The organism is Flammeovirga sp. AWQ4_249 (genome assembly GCF_056161045.1).
This window is the reverse complement of the sequence record NZ_JBSWYJ010000009.1, coordinates 148,300-171,349: the sequence shown is the minus strand read 5'-3', so window position 1 is coordinate 171,349 and position 23,050 is coordinate 148,300. Positions and strand designations below refer to the sequence as shown.

Annotated in this window: 9 protein-coding genes; all 9 read left to right on the top strand. The window is 32.4% G+C overall.

Translation table 11 applies throughout. The annotated features are described in order from the left end of the window. The first annotated feature begins 248 nt into the window (after nucleotides 1-248). The gene (locus tag ACXAHM_RS09645) at nucleotides 249-4,403 is read left to right on the top strand and encodes a hybrid sensor histidine kinase/response regulator transcription factor (protein WP_474960223.1); all 4,155 of its coding nucleotides are present in this window, start codon (nucleotides 249-251) and stop codon (nucleotides 4,401-4,403) included. Nucleotides 4,404-4,722: 319 nt separating this feature from the next. Continuing rightward, nucleotides 4,723-7,824, top strand: coding sequence for a SusC/RagA family TonB-linked outer membrane protein (locus ACXAHM_RS09640; RefSeq protein WP_474960222.1), 3,102 nt, complete (start codon nucleotides 4,723-4,725; stop codon nucleotides 7,822-7,824). A gap of 17 nt (nucleotides 7,825-7,841) precedes the next feature. Then, nucleotides 7,842-9,485: a RagB/SusD family nutrient uptake outer membrane protein gene (locus ACXAHM_RS09635; RefSeq protein WP_474960221.1), complete on the top strand. Its 1,644-nt coding sequence runs from the start codon at nucleotides 7,842-7,844 to the stop codon at nucleotides 9,483-9,485. A 30-nt stretch (nucleotides 9,486-9,515) separates the two neighbouring features. Beyond that, nucleotides 9,516-11,021: a hypothetical protein gene (locus ACXAHM_RS09630; protein WP_474960220.1), complete on the top strand. Its 1,506-nt coding sequence runs from the start codon at nucleotides 9,516-9,518 to the stop codon at nucleotides 11,019-11,021. Between the two features lie 234 nt (nucleotides 11,022-11,255). Beyond that, the gene (locus ACXAHM_RS09625) at nucleotides 11,256-14,150 is read left to right on the top strand and encodes a T9SS type A sorting domain-containing protein (RefSeq protein WP_474960219.1); all 2,895 of its coding nucleotides are present in this window, start codon (nucleotides 11,256-11,258) and stop codon (nucleotides 14,148-14,150) included. A gap of 1 nt (nucleotide 14,151) precedes the next feature. Then, nucleotides 14,152-17,064, top strand: coding sequence for a glycoside hydrolase family 2 protein (locus ACXAHM_RS09620; RefSeq protein WP_474960218.1), 2,913 nt, complete (start codon nucleotides 14,152-14,154; stop codon nucleotides 17,062-17,064). A 226-nt stretch (nucleotides 17,065-17,290) separates the two neighbouring features. After that, nucleotides 17,291-19,483, top strand: a complete 2,193-nt coding sequence (locus tag ACXAHM_RS09615) for a glycoside hydrolase family 3 C-terminal domain-containing protein (protein WP_474960217.1) — start codon at nucleotides 17,291-17,293, stop codon at nucleotides 19,481-19,483. A gap of 80 nt (nucleotides 19,484-19,563) precedes the next feature. Continuing rightward, nucleotides 19,564-21,333 (top strand): arylsulfatase, encoded by a 1,770-nt coding sequence (locus tag ACXAHM_RS09610; protein WP_474960216.1) that lies wholly within the window; start codon nucleotides 19,564-19,566, stop codon nucleotides 21,331-21,333. A 24-nt stretch (nucleotides 21,334-21,357) separates the two neighbouring features. Next, entirely contained in the window at nucleotides 21,358-23,037 is a 1,680-nt protein-coding gene (locus ACXAHM_RS09605) for a sulfatase-like hydrolase/transferase (protein ID WP_474960215.1), read from the top strand. Nucleotides 23,038-23,050 lie beyond the last annotated feature (13 nt).

Below are 23,050 nucleotides of genomic sequence, written 5' to 3'. Positions count from 1 at the left end.
GTTTTTATACTCAAAACTTTATCTAAATACATAATTTGATAGGTATTAGATAAAAAGAAGTGTTTAATGGGGGGGGGTAAAATTTAATTTTAACAGGGGGTGTTTATAATGTTATACTCCTAAATATTGTTATGTAGGGGTATTTTTTATAGTTTTATGACGAAGATTTTTTGAAATGATCAGCTAAACGGCTTGTATGAATTATTATGACTATGAATTTACTACCATTTTTCACAAGAAGTTTTTTTGTGAAAGTCTACTTAATTATTACTACTTTTTTCTTAATTGTTCAAACATCAAATTTGTATGCTTTTGATGTATCTCCAGTATTTAAGCATTACACAACGAAACAAGGGTTGTCTCAAAATGATGTTAATTGTATTTATCAAGATGTAAAAGGGCTTATTTGGATTGGTACTAATGATGGATTTAGTAGATTCGATGGCTATGAGTTTAAAAATTATAGAATGGATACTCATGGTCTACCTTCAAACCTTATTAATAATATTATCCAGGATAATTTCGGTAACTTATGGATAGGTTCAGCAGATGCGGGTTTATTTCGTTTTGATCTTACAACTGAAAAATTTACTTTTTTTTCAAATAATGAGGCTTCTCCAAAATTATTTACGGAGAATAATGTAGTTACATTAGTAAAAGATCACTCTGGCAATTTGTGGTTTGGTAATCTTAAAGGATTAAATAAAATCGCTTCTTCCTCTCTTCAAGATAATAATTTACTTGTAAATAAGTTTTATCATAATCCACATAATTCAGAAAGTATTCTCTCAAATCATATAACTGAACTATATGTTGACAAAAGAGGGAATTTATGGGTAGGAGGAAAAAAAGGTATACAGATACTTACAAATCCTAAAAAAAACAACGAATTCAGTATTTTTAAAAGCTTTACGAAAGATTTAGATAATAGTGTATTAGCGATCACTGAAGGGACAGAAGGTCTTCTTATTGCTTATTTTGATGGAATTTATGAGTTAACAGTAAATGATAAAAATAAAGGGATTGGTACATTTAAGAAATTGAGTGACATTAAAGCAGAGGCACTATTACAAGATCAAGATGAAGTAGTTTGGGCAGGAACGGGTCACGGATTATTTCGTTATCATCTTGAAAGAGAAAGTTATACACTTCAGCAAATTGATCACTTTAATAGTAATAATCACGAATCATTTGGAGCAAATATTATTACCTCAATTTATAAAGATCAACTTGGAGTAGTTTGGGTAGGAACAAATGGTAGTGGTATCAACAAATTCAATCCAAGAAGAAAAAAATTCAAACATTTAAAAAAAGGAACAGAACAAAATAACCTTACTTACAATAAAATAAGAGGTGTTTTTCAGGATGATCATGATAGAATTTGGATAGGCACTGAAGGTGGTGGCATTAATGTTATTGAAAATGGTAAAGTACAACCTATTGATATTGCTTTAAATAGTAAATCTCAAAATGTAGTTTATGCTATTGAACAATTTCAAGATAAAATGATATTCGGTATTGGATACCCTTTTAAAACCTTAGCAATACCCTGTAAAGATGCTACTAAACTAGAGGATAAATTGTTACAAAGTGTTTTTCATCCTCAAAATCATAATAATACTACTTTTGATATAGAAAATGATGGTGATTCTTTGCTATGGATGGCCACTTATGGTGGAGGATTAATTAGAGGTGTTGAGAAGGAAAATAAAATGTTTTGGTCTTTCCCTAAAATAATTGATAACGATAAAGAAGAAATCAATATAATACGTAGTTTAACTACTGATAAAAAAGGTAATTTATGGATAGGAACTAATGCGGGGTTAGTTTATTTACCAAGGGATGAGAAAATTAAAGAAAATCCTAATTTTAAAATTATCCAAAATAAATCCAATGACTCAAGTAGCTTAAGTTATAACTATGTTATGCCTATTTTTGAAGCTTCAAATGGTGAAATTTGGATTGGAACAATGGGTGGAGGTCTAAATATTATTCAAGCCAAAGGTATTGAAAAAAACACTATTATCTTTGATCACATTTCTACAGAAAATGGTTTACCAAGTAATGTGATAAAATCTATATTAGAAGATGATTACGGTAATTTATGGATAGCAAGTAATAGAGGGCTTTCTAAAATTAATTTAGAGACAAGATCAATTAAAAACTTTGACTTTTCGGATGGTCTGCAAGATGATGAATTTGGGGAACTTTCTGCTTTTAAATTAAAAAATGGAGAACTGTTATTTGGAGGTGTAAACGGTATTAATATCTTCAAACCTCATGAAATTATTGATGATAATACCATAGCTGATGTGATTTTTACTGAATTAAAAGTATTAAACACCAAAGTGAACATTTACGATGAATTTGATGGAAAAGTAATTTTAAATACTTCATTACAGACAACTGAAGAAATTGAATTGGAGTATAGTCATAATAGTTTTTCGGTAAAATTTGCTTCATTACATTTTGGTTCATCGGAAAATAATCATTACAAATATAAATTAGAAGGTTTCGACAAAGATTGGGTAATTGCTGATGCAGAACAACGAGAGGCAAAATACACCAATTTATCTCCAGGGGAATATACATTATACGTAAAAGCTTCCAATGGAGATAATATTTGGAACCCATCCCCTATTACTCTGAGTGTAAATGTACTTCCTCCGTTGTGGTTAAGTTGGTGGGCAAAAATTATTTACTTTATTTTATTAATAGGCATTATTGTATTCTTCTCAAGGTACTCTGTGATAACAGCTAGAAAGAAAGATCAGCTAGAAATGGAGAAGTTTGAAAGAGAAAAACTGGAAGATCTTAGTCAATTAAAACTTCAATTTTTTACTAATATCTCACATGAATTAAGAACGCCACTTACCTTAATTCATACGCCAATTGAACAACTTATTAAGAAAGGTAGTGCACTGTCTCAAACAGAAAAAGAGAAAAGTTACCAGTTGATATTCAAGAATGTACAACATTTAATGCGTTTAGTAAATCAGTTATTAGATTTTAGGAAAGTGGAGCAGGGACAGATGAAACTACATCTTTCGAGGGGGAATTGGTCTACTTTTCTAGATCAAGTGTACCATTCGTTTAAAGAATTTGCAGAGCATGAAAATATTCATTTTTCATATGAAGTATCTTCCAATAATATTCACGGTTATATGGACACGGATAAACTTGAAAAGATTTTATACAACCTATTATCTAATGCTTTCAAATTTACTTATGATGGTGAGATAAAGTTATTCTTAAAACAAGAAAACAATAAAGTTAAGATTGAATTACAAGATACTGGTATAGGTATCTCTGAGGAGAAATTGGATTATTTATTTAATAGATTCTATCAAGTATCTAACCTTAAAAAGGCAAAAAATAGAGGAACAGGTATCGGTTTAGCTTTCACAAAAAGCTTAGTAGACCTACACCATGGAGAGATAAGTGTTAAAAGTGAGATAAACAAAGGGACCACTTTCTTTTTAGAATTTCCAATTGATAAAGAGGCATATGATGGGGAAGATTTCAGTGATCTTGAAATCGGAAATTTAACTAATGAAGAAGTTAATGAGCACCATGAAGAAGATGAATTAGAGTTTGCGACTAAACCAAAAATTCTTGTTATCGATGATAACTTTTCCATAAGAGAAATGTTAAAAGGTATTCTTGAAGAGGAGTATGATGTAACAACTGCTGAAGATGGCCAAAAAGGATTAAAATTAGCAAAAGAAATAATGCCCAATTTAGTCCTATCAGATATTATGATGCCAATTATGGATGGCTATGAACTCACAAAAAATATTAGAGGAAATAAACAACTGTGTCATTTACCTATTATTTTACTTACTGCAAAAAACTCTGAGAACAGTAAATTAAAAGGTTATGAATATGGTGTAGATGCATATGTTACTAAACCTTTTAATTCAGATGTTTTATTAGCAAGAATTCATTCTCTAATTGAAAATAGAAAGAATCAGCAAAAGAAATTTAGAACTAAGGTTGATGTAAAACCTAGTGAAATCACTTACACTTCAATCGATGAAAAGTTCTTGAAAAAGTTAGTAGCTATTGTTGAGGAAAATATTTCAGATTCCGAATTTACAGTAGATAAATTAGCGTCTGAATATGGAGCAACTCCAATACGTCTAAACCAGAAATTAAAAGCATTGACTGGACAAACCGCTAAAGGCTTTATCAGAAATATTAGGTTGAAAAGGGCTGCTCAAATGTTAAAATTAGGTAGATTTAGTGTTAGTGATGTAACCTATGAGGTAGGCTTTAATGATCTGAAATATTTCAGAAATTGCTTCAAAAAGGAATTTGGCGTACCACCTTCGGCCTATTTGAAAGAAAATTTAGAAGAAACAGAAAATATTGATGTCATGGAAGAAATTGAGTTAAGTTAATTTTAACAGTATGTGGCATACAATATGCTGCATACTTTATTTTCATGGTTTATATCAATTACAATTTTTTAAGCATAAATTTTTTACTATATCATTAAATTAAAACATTCTATTCATCATTATATTAAGGCTATGAAAACTTATTAATAGAGAGGGGGTATTTTTTTTTAAACGACACATATCTTTCTATTTAAATTACAATTATTTTTTTCCCCCCTATTTTATAATAGTTTTTTCAACACTTGTAAGATTTTAACACTCTAGTTTTGAGTTGTCAATGAAAAATGAATTGAATTATAAACATTAGTATGTAGAGACTATGAGTTGTTATTTTACAAAAGCAAATCTATCCAAATACTTAGGAGTAACATTCTTCTTGGTATTGATCTCTTCTTTCCAGATTATGGCACAAGGCATTATTTTAAAAGGTAATGTGATTGATGAAGAGAATTCTCCTTTAATAGGAGCGTATGTAATCGTTAAAGGTACTTCAATAGGTACTGTAACTGATTTTAATGGAAATTTTGAATTAAAAGTTCCTAATAATGAAGGAACTTTGGTTATTTCTTCCATCAGTTATAAAACACAAGAGTTCACGATTGGTGACAGAACTACCTTTGATGTTGTTATGGCTTACGACCAAAAATCACTTGATGAAGTTATTGTAATTGGTTATGGTGAGCAAGAAAAAAGGGAAGTGACTGGTGCAATCACTCAAGTTAAATCTGAAGATTTAGATAAACTAGCTACTTCAGACATTGGTACAGCATTACAAGGGCAAATGGCTGGTGTAAGTGTAAGATCAGCAGGTGGTTCCCCAGGTGCAAATTCAACAATTACTATTAGAGGTGTGACCTCATTCCAAGATGGTGGTTCTGAGCCTTTGTATGTTGTTGATGGTGTTACTTACACGACTAATCCAAACATTTCTCCTCAAGAAATTCAATCTATAGAAGTCCTTAAAGATGGTGCATCTGCGGCAATTTATGGATCAAGAGCTTCAGCAGGTGTAATATTAATTACTACAAAGAGAGGTGAAAAAGGTTCGTTAAAAGTAAACTTTGATGGTTATTATGGTATTCAAAACATTACTTCTGGAGTCCCTTTAGCAAACACAGTAGAGTCGTTATATATTAATAATATAATTAACGATGGAAAAGAATCAGGAAAATTTAACCCACTTGAAACTGCTCCAAATGGTTTGTATTATAATACAGACTGGATGAAGGAATTACAGGTTGATAATGCACCTATTCAAAATTACAGTGTTAGATTATCTGGTGGATCTGAATATCTAACTTATAATATTACAGGGACAATTTTTGATCAGAAAGGTGTTTTGATCGGATCAGAATATGGTAGACAAACATTAAGAGCCAATACAACTTTCAAGAAAGATAAATTTAGACTCCAAGTGAATATGGGTCTGAATAATAGTCAGAAGAAAAACGAGCCATGGGCTTTACAATATGATGCCATTCGTCAAGCGCCTTACAGACCAGGTATTACTGCTGGAGGTACGGATTATGTTGTGCCAGGTTCTAACCCTGAGACTATGGGTCGATTCATTGGTAAATTAAATGAGGTAAATGAAACTGATGTAAATGGATATAACGGTAATGCTATTTTAAACTATGAATTATTTGATGGTTTCAAATTGAACGCCAATGTAGGTGGATCAGTTTCTAGAAACGAAAATAAATGGTTTAAACCGACATATTCAGTTTATAACGAGGATGGTGAATACTTATTAAATGCATCAAATCCTATATCTGAACTAAAATATAATGATTATGAGTATATAAGAACAATTCAAGAATATACAGCTACTTACAACAAGTCATTTGGTAAACATAAAGTCGGTTTTGTAGGGGGTGTTACTTTTGAATCAGCAAAAGCTAGTAAAATTTTTATCTATGGAGCAGATTTCCCAAGTAATTCAGCACAATCATTAGGTGCAGCAAATGAAATTAGAGCATCTGATGAACGTTATTCTGAAAATAGAAATATTGGTATGTTAGGTCGTATTCAATATAACTATGACAACCGTTACTTATTAAGTGCTTCAATTCGTAGAGACGGTTCATCTCGTTTCCACTCAGATAATAATTGGGGTACCTTCCCTTCAGTTTCTGCAGGATGGAATATATCAGAAGAAAAATTCTGGGAACCATTAAAAAAGGCCGTTTCAAACTTTAAAGTTAGATATGGTTATGGTGAAACAGGTAGTGATAAAGCAGGACAAGGTTTACAGAATTTAATGGCAGATCTTCCATACCAGTCTATCGTAACACCACAAGTAGATTATACTTTAGGCCGTGAAGGAAGTGATAATTTATATTACGGTTCTACTGCTCCTACTTTCGTAGATAAGTCTATCCAATGGGAAACAAACATCTCTCAAAACTTGGGTATAGATACAGAGTTTTTTGATGGTAGATTAACATTCTCAGCTGATATATATAAAGCAGAAAAACGAGATATGTTATTAGCTGTAACAATTCCTCCTTCTACGGGTGCAACTCCATCAAATAGTTATAATAGAGTATGGCAAAATGTAGGCAACCTTACAAACGAAGGGATAGAATTAGCTTTAGGATACAATAACCATATCGGAGATGTTCATTTTACAGTAAATGGTACTTTTACAAAAAATAATAACCGTGTTGTATCTCTTGCTCCTTCAATTGAATCTATTTCAGGAGGAGAACCTATAATGGTTAGAGGTAGTGAACCAACTACATTCTTAAAACCCGGCTTTACAGCAGGTTCATTCTTCTTAATTCCTACTGAAGGAACAATAAAAAATGAAGAAGAATTAAGCGCTTATCAAGAATTAGTACCAACGGCAAGATTAGGTGATCTTAAATATGTTGATGTGAATGGAAACGGTGAAATTGATCAGGGTGATAGACAATATATGGGAAGTGGAACACCTGAATGGGAAGCTGGTTTAAGTTTAAATGTTAGCTACAAAGGTTTTGATTTAGGAGTACAATTATTCGCTGCTTACGGTGCAAAAGTTTACAATGGTTCAAGAGCATATTCTTATTTAGTAAAAAGAAATAAAGAGTTAACAAATGCTTGGCAACCTGTTAATCCAACTTCTGAAATCCCAACTCCACGTGATGAAATTGAACACTATAATACACGTACTTTCTCGGATTACTTCCTTGAAGATGGTTCTTATTTAAGAATTCAGAACCTTTCTTTAGGTTACACATTCCCAGAGCGTTGGATGGAAAAAGTAAAAGTTAGAAACCTGAGAATATATGCAAGTGCTCAAAACCCTTTTACATTTACAAATTATAAAGGTTTTGATCCTGAAGTAGGTTCACAAAACATATTCTTAAGAGGTGTAGATAGAGGTAACTATCCAATATCTGCAATCTATAGAGGTGGTTTATCATTAGAGTTCTAAAAACTGTATTTGAAGTTATGAAATATATATCAAAATTAATTATTGGATTCTTACTCTCATCATCATTAATGAGTTGTAGTGATTACTTCAATGTAGAGAATCCAAACACAATTACAGAAGAATCTTTTTGGCAAAATGGAGAGGATGCTTTTAAAGGTTTAATGGCAACTTATAGTGCATTACAGCACTCTGGTTCCATGGGTGGTACAGCTGCGGCAAGTTTGCCTGTACGTTCTGACACTGGTAGACCAAATAACTGGAATGCCGGTGCTCAAGCTTTGCAAAAGTTGTCTTTCAATGACAATACGAATGTCGTAAAGGAAATGTGGTCAGACCTATATACAGGTATTCTAAGAGCTAATCAAGTAATTGAAAAACTACCTGAAATTGAAATGGACGAAACTGAAAAAGCACTTTACATTGCTGAAGCCCGCTTCTTAAGAGGAGTTTATTATTATTGGTTGTTTAGCTCTTACAACAAGGGTAATATTATCCTCCATCTTACCGTACCTTCTTCTAAAGAAGAATTTGCTAAACCACTTTCTGATAGAGAAGAAGTACTTGCAGTTATTCTTGATGATTTAAAATTTGCTCAAGAAAATTTACCTGAAACTTGGGATAAAGAAATGTTAGGTAGAGCCACTTGGGGTGCAGCAACTGCTTTTTTAGGACATGTTTATATAAATGAACATGATTATCAAAAAGCACATGACGAATACAAAAAGGTAATAGATCGAACAGACCTATATCAATTAACACCAGAAATTTCTTGGAACTTTGATATTGAACATGAATTTAATTCTGAATCTATTTTTGAGGTAGTATTCTCAGCAGTACAAAAAGCAGGTTCTACAGGCTATGTTGATGATGGTCCTACAGGTACTGAAGGTACTACTAGAGCAAGACAACTTGCACCTACAATCGCTGGTGGATGGAGAATTATCATGCCTTCATATTGGATGACAATGCAATTTAAAGAAGAAGAAATGGATATGAGCGATCCTCGTAATGCTGGAAGAGTTTATTCATTAAGAACTGAGGCATCCATTGCATTAGCAGATGACGGAACGACTTTCTATCAAAAGGAAGTAGAAAAAGCTGGGTTTAACAATAATGAAGCATCTTACTTAAGAAAGTATCAAAATCACTGGAGTGATAACGATGGTATGGGTGATATCGCTAACTCAGGTATTAATGAAAGAGTGATCAGATTAGCAGATATTTATCTGTTATATGCAGAATGTCTTTTAGAACTAAATGGTGATGGCGGAGTAAATGAAGCTGTTCAATTAATCAATAGAATTAGAGCTCGTTCTGGAGTTGTACAACTTGATCCAATCGATTATAATTCAAGATCTCTTATGGAGCATATTATGTGGCAAGAAAGACCACTTGAATTAATGTTCGAAGGACATGACACAAGATGGGTTGATTTAAGAAGATGGGGTAAAGTAAAAGAGCAGTATGAACGTCTTGCAGATATGGAGTTCATTATTGAAGAAAAAGTAATCAGATACGCAACCATTGATGATATAGGTACACCAACAGTAAAGGAATATGTTGAAGGTGCTGAATCTTATAATTCTGATGCTCATGATTACTTCCCTATTCCGGTAGATGAAGCATTAACTAATCCAAATATCGGGTCAACTAGTAATTAATCTTCTCTGAGAGTATAAACGATTAAACAAATGAAACAATTTAAAAATATATTAATCAGCGTATTTTCTGGTTTGTTGTTTATGACAGCCTGCCAGGAAGACGAGGTAATTCCTTATGGTGACTTTACTGATATTGCAATCTTTTCTCCTAAAGATGGTGGTGTAACTGTACAAGTTGAAGGTAGAGCATCTTTCGCAGATGGATCAAGAGGTACTTCTTCAAGAATGTGGTCAGTACCTTCTCCATCGTATTTCATTAACAATGAAGAATCTGAATTAACTGAGGAAATTGCACATATCCAATTTATGGAGGTAGGTAAAATCCCAGTTACATTACACTTAGAATTCCCTGATTCTACTTTAAATACAGATTCAGTAATGATGGTTACAGTACTTGATTCTATTACAACAGATATTGAAGTACTTGAAGTTGTGGGTAATTATGAAATGAATGGCGATAAGTACATCTTGGAAGCAGGGTCAATAATTTCAATGACAGATACAAGTTCTGGAAGTCCTGATACTTACGAGTGGATCTTAGAAGGTTTTGAAGGGCAATCATTTACTTCAAAAACAGTGCAAGCTCAATATAAAAAACTAGGTACTTATGATGTAACATTAGTATCTTCAAGAGTAACTCCATATGGACGTCCTGATACATTACACTTAGCTGATTTCATAGAGGTTGTTCCTTCTAGCCTACCAGTTGTTGTTACGTCTGTAAATGAAACTGCTGAAGGTGTAATTCAACTTCAATTCAGTAGAGAATTAGACCCACTTGGAGATGAACTTTCCAATTTTTCAGTAATGGTTAATGATGCACCAGCAACAATAACTTCTGTAAGGTTGAATGCTAATGATCCAAGTATCCTTGAAGTAACAACTGAAGAAGAACTTCTAAATTCTCAAACGGCAACAATAAGCTATAATGCTGATAATGGAGCGGTGAAGTCATCAGATTATGTTGATGTGGATACTTTTGAAAACCTTCCTGTTACAATATATGCATTGAACTTATTTACGTTGAATAATGATTTTGAATCAGGTGAAATTTTCCCTTTTGGAGCTCCTTACATAGAAAATGCTGCAGCAGGTGGAGCTGGATCACATGAAATTATTTCAGGTGGTGCGATTAGTGGTGATAACTCATTATATATTTCTATGGAAGAAAAATCAAAAATGTCATTCGCTTTAATTGATGGCTTCTTCCCTATTGAAAAAGATAAAGTTTATGCTTTCGAATTCTGGGTTAAGATAAATGAATCTCCAAAATTCGAAATGACAGTAAGGTTTATGCCTTCAGACTCATGGAGTGATGGTTATAAACAATGGATGGGTGACTGTTGTACCCCACAATTAAAATCTGAAAATCACGGTGAGTGGCAAAAAGTGACTATTCTAACGGACAAAGTTGCTCCTGCAGATTGGGAGCTTACTAAAATTCACTTTCAGCTATTTAGTGGAGCTGGTGGCCAAAGTAATCTACAAATCGACAATATGAGATTCTTTGAATATGAGGTAGGACCGACCGAGTAAAATAAAGAAAAATCTTTGAGCCAGTCTCTTCTAAAATTTATTATTGTACAGGGCATCTTTAATTAGATGTCCTGTCACTTTTTTTATAATAATTATTGAAAAATCTTTAATTAAATGCCTTGGGGCTATATTTTATAAATAATTACCCCCCTATTTTAAGAGAAATTTTACCCATATTTGATTTACTAAATCATCTATATTTGAAATATGAATTATTACTTATAAGCAGTCAATATGAAAAATTTTTATAAACCATTAAGCAAGATATTGGCTTGTGTTTCTATATTTTTTTATACAAATGAAACTACAGCACAAACTGCAATATCTATCGACTTTCAAACACAACGCTACTTGGATGATGTTTCTGAATTAGATCGTGAAAAGTATTTTAATATTCATATGATTCCTAACAAAGATCATACGGATGCTGATATGCAAGTATTAGAAGATTGGGGGGTAACACAAGGTAGATCATTCTGGGGTGCTTTTGGTCGATATAGAGAGTTTCTTAAAACGAATAAGATCTTCCCACAAGATTCTCAAATAGAGAAAGATGGTTTAAAAAATATTGAATATACAAAATCACAACATTTCTATAAGCATATAACACGTCAAATGGTGGTTACAGATCACCCTAGTGCCATGATTCATATGGGTATGGATACTGAAGAAGCAGGTCATTTTGCCGCTCATTACTTTAAGCATAATTATGAAGACCATCTAAGACCATTATACTACGAACCTGTAAACGAACCATATGTACATGCTGATGAATTTACAAATGATGGAGAATATACAGAAGGTGAAGTACGTAGAAAAACAGCTGAATATTTTAGGGATATAGGTAAAGCATTTAAAGAAGAAGGACTTGATACCAAAATTTTAGGGTATTCTTCTGCTTGGCCATCAATGGAACTTTGGGATTTTGGTCACTGGCAATCAAGAATGAAAATGTTTATGGATGTTGCAGGTGATTATGTAGATGGTATATCTACCCACCTTTATGATGGTATAAACGTTACCGGTCAAGCTACAGAAAGATCTGGTAGTAATGCTGATGCTATTCTCGATCTAATTGAAACATACAGTTTCATAAAGTGGGATTCTGTAAAAGATCATGCAATAACTGAGTACGGAGGAATTTCAAAAGGATACGAAGAAGGTTATTCTGATATTGAAAGTATTCAAACGGTACGCTCTATAAATCATTTAATTTTTGGTTTAATGGATAGAGAAGATAGAATGCTCATAACTATTCCATTTATAACAGGTAAATCTACATGGCATTACGGTAATAATTTTGAACCTTATGGAGCAGATTTATGGAAACCCGTAAAAGAATCTGTAGTGAATGGAAAAGCGACAGAATTTGAGTTTACTGAAAAAGAAAAATTTTATGATTTATGGGCAAATGTAAGTGGAAAAAGGGTAAGATGTTCATCTTCTAATCCAGATGTATTTGTTCAAGTATTTGTACAAGACACTAAGGCTTATATATGTTTAAATAATATAGCAGAAGATAATCAAGATGTAGAACTTCAATTTTTATCCTCACTAGGCGATATAAATGCCGTTAATAAAAGATCATTGAAGATCTATCAGAATGAACCTGCTGTATATATTGATGAAAATTTATCAAATTCCCCTTCAAAGGTGACTCTTGAATCTCATGAGACTGTTATTTTAACCTATGATTTACAAAGAGCAATCACTTTCAATAAAAAATCAATTCGAAAAGATTATTATTCTAAAACCTATATGCAAGAAATTGAAGTTGGTGAAACTTTAAAGTTTGATTTCAATAATATTTCAGGATTAACAAGTGAAGGAGAAGCACGTTTAAGAATGTCAATCGGAAGAAAACATGATGTATCGAAAAAACCAACTATAAAATTCAATGGTGTTAGTGTTAGTACACTAGATAATTGGAAAGGATATGATCAAGCTAATAGAGATGATTTCTTCGGTGCTATTGAAATACCAGTCCCATATCATTTAGTAAAGAAAAATAATACTGTAGAATTCAAATTCTCTGATGAAGGTGGAATGGTTTCTTCTGTTGTTCTTTCTGTGAATAGTATTGATAAAATCGGTAATAAAAGACCTTTTTTAGGTAATAAATTCGAATTGCCAACTACCATTGAAGCAGAAGATTTTGATTTAGGTGGTCAAAATGTAGGTTATTATTCTTTAGATAATAGCAATTCAACAAAGAGATATAGATTGAGTGAAGGTGTTAATATTCAAGACAGAGGTGAAGGTTATGAGATTGTATTAAATGAGAAGGAATGGACATCTTATTCTCTTTCCGTACCTGAAAACGCTGTCTATAATTTATCAGTTTCAGGTAGAGCATTAAATGAAAATGCTGCATTAGAAGTTACAGTAAATAATGAAGCACTTACAGAACCCCTAGTTTTATCTACTGATGGTATTAGTGAAACATCTATAGAATTACCTTCTGGTGATTACGCTATACAAATGATGGCTGATAAAGGAATGATTTCTATAGATAAATTTGAGTTGAGCAATGCACAAACACTTTCTGATGAAATATCTTTTACCTCAAACAATACTGAAGTAAAAGCAGGAGAAACTAATACTTTTGAAGTAGATTATACTACAAGTAAAAATAGAGATATTATCATAGAATTATGGGGAGATGCTTTTATGTTGGGACAAGTAAAAACTACGGTTGAAGCTGGGACATCAACGCTATCACTACCAATGTATGTTTTTGCAGAACCTTTAAACTATGAAAATCTAGAGGTAGTCGCTCGTATAGTAAATGTGAATAGTATGAACCCTGTTAGTATAGCAGAAGATGTTTTATTTGAATTTGAATATGATCCAATTTTAAGTTTAGAAAATGATCTGCTAGAGCACTATGCCCTCACAGTATTCCCTAACCCATCTTCTAATAATCAAAAGATGGGAATAAGAGGAAAAACACTCATTCATAAAATTGATATTATTGGTATGGATGGAAAAGTTTATGATCAGTTTAATTATTCAATTCCCAATAAAGAAGTGAATTTTAATTTAAAAGCCTCTTATCCCAAAGGAGTTTATCTGATAAAAGTATATGGAAACGAAAATAATTTCGTTAAAAAAATCATCATACAATAAAATGAGAATAGTAATTAAAACAATAAGGATACTTCTTTTTAGTAGTATCCTTATTTATTCGAATGTTTTTGCACAATCAACTCAAGAGTTAATACAAGCTAGAACAAAAATTGACATCAATGATCAATGGTCTTTTTTTAGAGGGGAATTAAGTGAAGAAGAAGTTACAGCTATAGATTTTAATGATGAGGCGTGGGAGAAAGTGAATGTACCTCATAGTATGAAACTATCTTCAAATGATTTAGATAATTGTCAAGATTCATCCTATCAGAAAACTTTCCACCGCTATATTGGCTGGTACAGGAAAACGTTAACTGTTGATGCAGGTGCTGATCAAAAAGTGTTTTTAGAATTTGAAGGTGCACATCAGCATACAAAATTATGGGTAAACGGAAAATTTGTAGGTGAAGATATGGTAAGTGGTTATACTCCATTCCATTTCGATGTGACAGATTTTATTCATAAGGATGGTAAAGAAAATAGTATTGTCCTTAGTGTAGATAATAGACTTAACCCTAATATTCCACCCGATGGTGATAGAAGAGACTATATTTTATTTAGTGGTTTATACAGAGATGTTTATTTAGTAGTGAAGAACCCTTTAAATATTACTTTTGATTGGGAAAGTAAATATGCAGGAGTTTACATCACTACACCTACTGTTTCTAGCTCTAATGCTACAGTAAATGTCAGAACTACAGTAAGAAATGAAAAAGATACTCAGGTGAAGGCAAAGGTTATTCAAAGAATAATTGATAAAGAAAATTATGTTATTGCTAAAGTAGAAAACAAACAAACAATTTATCCTACATCAGACTTCACCTTTCAACAAACAACAGGCATAACTGAAAATCTACATTTATGGTCAATAGATGACCCTTATTTATACAGAGTACAGACATTGGTTTATCAGGAAGATAAACTTATGGATATGGTTGAAAATCCATTAGGTGTAAGAAAGTTTGATTTCGTTGATGGAAAAGGGTTTTTATTGAATGGGGAAAATATTGAACTTGTTGGTGTAAATAAGCATCAGGCCTACCCTTTTATTGGAGATGCTGTACCGAATAGTTTACATCGGAAAGATGCTTTGCAATTCAAAGAAACAGGTTATAATGTTGTGAGACTTGCACATTATCCACATGATAATTCATTTATTGAAGCTTGTGATGAATTGGGAATTCTTTTAATTGAAGAGGCTCCATCATGGATTCACTTTGTAGAAGGAGAATGGTTTGATAACCTTGAACAAGCAACAAGAGTGATGATCAGAAACCACAGAAATCACCCTTCTATATTAATGTGGAGCGGGGGATTAAACCATAGAGGTCCTGTAGAAAGGTTACATTATGCTTGTAAAGAAGAAGATCCAACAAGAATGACAGGTTCCAATGGTGCTCCATGGACAGGCCCAGTACATTCAGGAATATGTGATATATATACACCAATGGATTACCAGAATATGCCGATTACCGAAGATGATTTTTCATTTTTATGTGAACATGGTTCTTCAGCAGATGCATTAACTAATCAGTTTGAAGTATCTAAATCTAAGGCTTCTGCTAATCGTTTTGGTGTGGCACTTTGGACTGCACATGATTATTTTTCTTTTCAAAAAGATTGGGGAATGCAAGTAAGAAGACCCTATTCAATATATAGAGTGCCAAATCCTGTAAATTATTGGTATAAGTCAGAAATGACAAAAACACCAATGGTATATATTGCTGATGAACGTGCTAGTACAGATCAGAAAGTAGTCATTTTTAGTAACTGTGATGAAGTAGCATTATACAATAATGGGAAATTAGTAGCTACACAAAAACCGGATACTGATCCTAATAGAAGATATTGTAATTCACCATCTTATACATTTAAATTAGAAGAAAAGAAAAGTGACTTACATGCTGTAGGTTATATTAGAGGTGTAGAAGTAGCAAAATATGATCTAAAGGAATATGGAAAAGCTTTTAAGTTAAAACTAGAAATTGAAGATCAGAATATGTCTATGCTAGCCAGCGGTTCGGATATGAGAATGGTTAGAGCTTATATACTTGATAAAGAAGGGAATCATGTAATTAATAATACCAGTGATGTTTCATTTACAATCGAAGGAGATGCTGTATTAATTAGTGAAAACAATATTGGAGCTAATCCTAATAAGGCTTATTGGGGTACAGCATCGATTATTTTAAGATCAACTCTAAAAGCTGGAAAATTTAAAATAACAGCAAAGGCAAAAGGCTTAAAGTCAGCGATAGTTGAAGGTGAAATTTTACCATATGACAGAAATGTTCGATCACAAACTATAAAAGAAGTATATGATTATCCTATAGTAAAAATAGACATGGGAGGAAATGATCAATTATTACAATTTGATTGGAATAGATGGGACGGTTCTCAAAATAATACCTACCATCTTACCGAATATAATAATGCTTCAATTACTGTAAATGCAGATAAAGATGAACTTGAATGGTCAACTGCTTTTGGTCTATTAGGTAATAAACCTTACCTAGCAATGGATGCAGTAAAAGTAAAGGGTGATGATCAATTGATCCTTACTTTTAAGGGGTTACCTAAAGGATGTTTTGAAGTAATTTCATACCATCATTCATTTAAAGTCTTGGCTAAAGTAAAAGGGAATGCCATTTTGGAAAAAAAGCTTAATACTTATCAGATTGGTGTTATTGATGCTAATGGTAAACGTAATGTTGTAGATGCGATTGAACCAACAAGTGGATCAAAATTACGAAATTTGTATCCTGCAAGTGCGAAATATAAATTATACTCAGACGGTGAATCAGAAATAAAGTTAATTATTCAAAATCATGCACAAGATGTTCCTGTGGTCTTAAACGGAATTGAATTAAGACAATTAACCTCTTCTGAAAACACTATAAAGAAAACATTATAACAGTAATTAATAATTTCATTTCATTATAGTTTTCCCACTATTTCTTTTAGAAGTAGTGGGATTTTTTATGAGATCTATACAATGTTTTCATTTTCAGCATAAAATTTATTATTAAAAATTACACCCCTCTTTTTACATGAAATTTATACCCATCAATTAATGTAGGTTAAGGTAAATTTAAGTATCAAAATGAAATGATTAAACCTTTTTTAATAGTTGTATTGAAATGAATAAATTTTTTAAAATAGCTAGTTGTCTAATACTAACATCAATTTCAATTTCTGTGAATGCACAAGAGGAGTTTATTTGGTTAGACCCTTATAGAGATACAGATGAAAGAATTGATGCCTTATTAAATGCTATGACTTTGGAAGAAAAAGCTTCTCAAATGGTTGATGTGAGTGAAGGAATTCCGAGGTTACAAATTCCAACATACAATTGGTGGAATGAGGCTTTACATGGTGTAGCTAGAAATGGAAGAGCAACGGTATTTCCTCAGGCAATTGGAATGGCAGCAAGTTTTGATAAAGAACTTATTAAAGATATAGCAACTGCAATTGGTAACGAAGCTAGAGCGAAGTTTTTAGTTGCTCAATCTATGGACAATAGATCTAGATATGCAGGTTTAACATTTTGGTCTCCAAATGTAAATATTTTCAGAGATCCTCGCTGGGGTCGAGGTCAGGAAACATATGGTGAAGACCCCTATTTATCAGGACAGATGGGCCTAAATTTTGTAAAAGGTTTACAAGGCGATCATGATAAATACCTAAGAGCAGCGGCATGTGCCAAACATTATGCTGTACATTCAGGCCCTGAAGAAGATAGACATGTTTTTGATGCATCTCCAACACTTCAAGATTTAAGAGAAACCTATTTGCCTGCATTTAAAACCTTAGTGGAAGAAGGAAAAGTAGAAGCTGTTATGGGTGCTTATAACAGAGTTTATGGTGATCCTGCTTGTGGAAGTGATCTATTACTAGAACAAATTTTAAGGAATGAATGGGGATTTGATGGACATGTGGTTTCTGATTGTGGTGCAATTAAAGATTTCTATGCTCATCATAAAGTATTTGAAACACCAGAAGAAGCAACTGCTGCAGCTATTTTAGCAGGAACAGACCTGAATTGTGGTAAGGTTTATAAAGAAAATATTGTAGCTGCTGTAAACAAAGGTTTAATTTCAGAAGATATTATTAATGAAAGAATGAAAAACCTTCTTTCAACAAGAATAAAATTAGGTTTACTTGATCCAGCAGAAATAAACTTATATAATAAAGTTAGCCCAGATACAGTAGAATGTTTGACTCATAGAAATTTAGCTTATCAAGCAGCATTAAAATCAATAGTTCTTTTGAAGAATGATGATAATGTTCTTCCACTAAATAAAAATATAAGAAGACTATATGTAGTTGGACCCAATGCCAATAATAGTGAAGTATTATTAGGGAATTACTTTGGTGTAAGTGGAAATATGACAAATATACTAGAAGGAATTGTAAGTAAAGTTAGTTTAGGTACTAGTATTAATTATAAACAGGGTATTATGCTTGATAGGCCAAATAATAATCCAATAGATTGGTCTACAGGTGAAGCTGCAGGAGCTGATGCATGTATAGCTGTTTTGGGAATTTCAGGATTAATTGAAGGTGAAGAAGGTGAAGCAATCGCTTCTTCTAGTAAAGGGGATAAGAATGATTTGAAACTTCCTAAAAATCAAATTGATTATCTGAAAAAAATCAGATCAAAATCTAATAAGCCACTCATCGTAATTATTACTGGAGGGAGTCCAATAAATCTAACTGAAATCGCTGATGTTGCAGATGCCATTTTATTTGCCTGGTATCCTGGACAAGAAGGAGGAAATGCTATAGGTGATATTGTTTTTGGTAATGCTTCACCATCTGGAAAACTGCCAATTACATTTCCAAAATCAATAGATCAACTCCCTGATTATGATGATTATTCTATGAAGGGTAGAACGTATAGATACATGGAAAAACAGCCTATGTATCCCTTTGGTTATGGAATGACATACACTAAATTTGACTACTCCCCTATTACTTTTTCTTCTGAAAAAATTAAAACAAAGGATTTATTAAAAGCAACTATTACAATTACAAACAAAGGTAATATTGAGGCTGAAGAAGTTGTTCAACTTTATCTTTCAGATTATGATGTAAAATTTAATGCTCCAAACTTTTCTTTAAAAGGATTTGAGAGAATTAACCTTAAAGCAGGAGAATCAAAAGAAATAGAATTTGTATTGAATCAAACTGACAGACAAATTTTTGATAATGAAGGTAAAGCAGTTGACCCTAAAGGTAAACTAACAGTATTGATTGGAAATGCTTCACCTATGCAGAGAAGCATTGAATTAGGTGCAGAATTTCAACGAAAAAGTGTGACTATAAAATAGCTGTGAAAGACACAGAATAGTTAAGAATGCAGGAGGCGACTTTTGTGCCTCCTGTTATTTATTTAATTCATTAGCGAAACATGAAAAATCTATTCATTTTTTTTGTCTTTTGTTCATTATTTTCATGTAATAATACCTCTAAGCCCAATGTAATTTTAGTTGTGGTTGATGATCAAGGATATGGTGATATTGCTGCTCATGGGAATAAAGTTATTGAAACTCCTAATATTGATCAATTACATAATGAAAGTACCCGTTTAACCAATTTTCATGTAAGCCCAACTTGTGCACCTACAAGAGCTTCAATTATGACAGGAAGATACGCTAATCGTGTTGGAGTTTGGCATACTGTTATGGGTAGATCTCTTTTGCGTGAAAAAGAGACTACTATTGCTGATATTTTTAAGCAAAATGGTTATTCAACAGCAATATATGGGAAATGGCACCTTGGTGATAATTACCCTTTTTCACCTCAATATAGAGGTTTTCAAGAATCTTTAACACATGGTGGTGGTGGTGTTGGTCAAACACCTGACTATTGGAATAATGATTATTTGGATGATGTATATCTTCGTAATGGAAAAGAAGAGTTAGTACAAGGGTATTGTACAGATGTATGGTTTAAAGAAGCACTTTCTTTTATCGAGATAAATAAAGAAAAACCATTTTTCTGTTATATCTCAACGAATGCCCCTCACTCTCCTTTAAATGTACCAGAAGAATATGTAAAACCTTATTTAGCAAAAGGGGAACCTTCTAACAGAGCTAAATTTTATGGTATGATTTCTAATGTAGATGAAAATTTAGGAACTCTAAGAGAAAAACTTAATGAGCTTCAAATTGAAGATAATACTATACTCATTTTTATGACCGATAATGGAACTGCTTATGGAGCAAGCTTCAAAAATGGTCAACTTAAAAGCGGTTATAATGCTGAAATGAAAGGGACAAAAGGAAGTCCTTATGAAGGTGGACATAGAGTTCCTTTTTTTATTCATTGGAAACAGGGTAAGTTATCAAAACCTCAAACGATTAATACCTTATCAGCTCACATTGATATACTTCCAACATTAATTAATTTGTGTGGTTTAAATTCACCAAATGCAATAGATTTTGATGGGAAAGACCTTACTCCTGTTTTTTATGGTGACAGTTCTTTAGGTGATAGAATCTTAATTGGAGATTCACAGCGCTTAGAATATCCTGAAAAGTGGAGAAATTCATATACTATGAAAGGATCTTGGAGATTAATTAATGGTAAGGAATTGTATAACGTAAAATCAGACCCTAGCCAGCAAATTAATGTTGCTAATAATAACCCTGAAATAGTTAAAGAGCTTAAAAGGGCTTATGAATTGAATTGGATTTCTCAGGAAGCATCTTTTAATGAATTTCCATATATCAAGTTAGGGTCTTCTTATGAACCTAATTCCGTTTTAACTGCTCATGATTGGCATGCTTCTGAGGAAAAAATGATTCCATGGAATCAAAAGTTAGTAAGAAAAGGAATTGCAGGAAATGGCGAATGGAGAGTTCATTTTTTAAAATCAGGGAAATATAAAATCTCTCTTAGGCGATATCCAAAAGAGTCAGGTTTAGGTATAAACTCAGTATCTCCAAAGCTCAATAGTAAATTCAAAAATTATATACTCCCAAAAGGAAAAGCTTTTTCAAGTAAAAGTGCAATACTAAAAATTGGTAGCAAAAGCTGGACGAAGCCAATTTCTGAGAATGATAAAGAAGTTGTTTTTGAAGTAGATATCAACGAAGGTGAAACAGTATTGAGTGCAACACTAATGTCTGACAACACTACTCAAGGAGCATATTATGCATATGTAAATAAAATATAAATTAGTAGATAAGAAATAATACCAATGGAAAAATATATACTATTACTTCTTTTATTATTAACCTTAGGTGCAAAAGCACAAAAAATAAAAGATCAGAGACCTAACATCATTTTCATTCTAACAGATGATCAACCGTATGATTATCTTAGTATTACAGGTAATAAGGTTATTAAAACTCCTCATATTGACAAATTGGCTGAAGAAGGAACATTATTTACCAATGCTCATGTGACCAGTCCTATTTGTATGCCGAGCAGAGTGTCTATTTTTATGTCTCAATTTGAAAGAAAACATAGCGTAAATTTCAATTCTGGGACAGCTTTATCGGAAGAGGCTTGGCAAAACTCCTACCCTATGTTAATGAGAGATGCTGGATACTTTACAGCGTATATTGGTAAAAATCATACTCCTATAGGTAAAAACGGCTATAATTCTGAAGTAATGGAAAATTCTTTTGATTATTTCTATGCCGGCCATCGTCATTTAGGGTTTTATCCAAAAGAGAGACATTCAATATTTAAAGGGGCAAAAAATGATACACAAATAGAAATCCTAGAAGAGGCCACTTTTGATGTGTTAGATAATAACGAATTTAGAATTCAGGAGGCTTTCAAATTCATGGATACGAGACCTAATGATAAGCCTTTCTTGATCAATATCTGTTTCAATTTACCACATGGGGCAAGTACCTCTTCAATGCAACAAAAAGAAAGTGATGATGCTATTTATAAGTCTCTTTTTAGAGATATCGAAATCCCACTTCCTGATAATTATGTTGCCAAAAAAGACATTAATTCACCCAAATTATCTTCTGAACTTTTACATGCTGAAGACAGGCAAGATATTTACAATCATGTCGATACTCCAGAAGGAACTAGAGAACGTTTAATTCGTCAATATCAAGCCATGGTTGGTATCGATCGGTTAGTAGGAAACCTACAGGCTAAACTGAAGAAAATGAAATTAGATAAAAATACAATAATAGTATTCTCTTCAGATCATGGATTATTAATGGGTCAATACGGATTAGGAGGTAAAGCATTATTGTATGAGTATTGTACAAAAGTGTCGACAATTATTTACGACCCTAGAATCCCTAAGAAAAAACGAATTCATCGAAATAATGCACTTGTTCAAAGCATTGATATAGCTCCTACTATCTTAAAAGCTGCAGAAATAGCAATTCCTAAAGCTTATCAAGGTAAAGATATTTCTTCATTGTTAACTACAGAAAAAGAAGTGAGAGAATATTTATTTACAGAAAATTTATGGTCAACTCAATTTGGAAACCCTAGGTGTGAAGCTGTTCAGAACAAAGAATGGAAATACATTAGGTATTACGCAAACAACAACTTTTCAGCAAATAAAAGAATTGAATATGCTAAAGCAATGGGAATGAATGTCAATAAAGTACTATATGGTATGACTGATAAAGAAATTCCTATTTATAGAAGCTATGTAGAAGGTCCACTGAATGGTGAAAAAGCGGTTTATGAGGAGTTATATCACCTATCTAACGACGAAGGTGAACTACATAATTTAGCAAATGACAAAAATTATAGTAAACAACTTGAAAAATTAAGAATAGCTTGGAAAAGAGAAATTAAGGTAGCTCGAGGTGAAGGTCAGCCACTTGTTGAAAGATTTACCACTGAGTCTACTCAAGAATATAAAACGAAAAATAAACCTATAATACACGATTAATTGAATAGGATTT

Coding starts and splice junctions, on each gene's coding strand:
- ACXAHM_RS09625 (WP_474960219.1), top strand. CDS start 11,256: ATGAAAAATTTTTATAAACCATTAAGCAAGATATTGGCTTGTGTTTCT.
- ACXAHM_RS09630 (WP_474960220.1), top strand. CDS start 9,516: ATGAAACAATTTAAAAATATATTAATCAGCGTATTTTCTGGTTTGTTG.
- ACXAHM_RS09610 (WP_474960216.1), top strand. CDS start 19,564: ATGAAAAATCTATTCATTTTTTTTGTCTTTTGTTCATTATTTTCATGT.
- ACXAHM_RS09605 (WP_474960215.1), top strand. CDS start 21,358: ATGGAAAAATATATACTATTACTTCTTTTATTATTAACCTTAGGTGCA.
- ACXAHM_RS09615 (WP_474960217.1), top strand. CDS start 17,291: ATGAATAAATTTTTTAAAATAGCTAGTTGTCTAATACTAACATCAATT.
- ACXAHM_RS09635 (WP_474960221.1), top strand. CDS start 7,842: ATGAAATATATATCAAAATTAATTATTGGATTCTTACTCTCATCATCA.
- ACXAHM_RS09620 (WP_474960218.1), top strand. CDS start 14,152: ATGAGAATAGTAATTAAAACAATAAGGATACTTCTTTTTAGTAGTATC.
- ACXAHM_RS09640 (WP_474960222.1), top strand. CDS start 4,723: ATGAGTTGTTATTTTACAAAAGCAAATCTATCCAAATACTTAGGAGTA.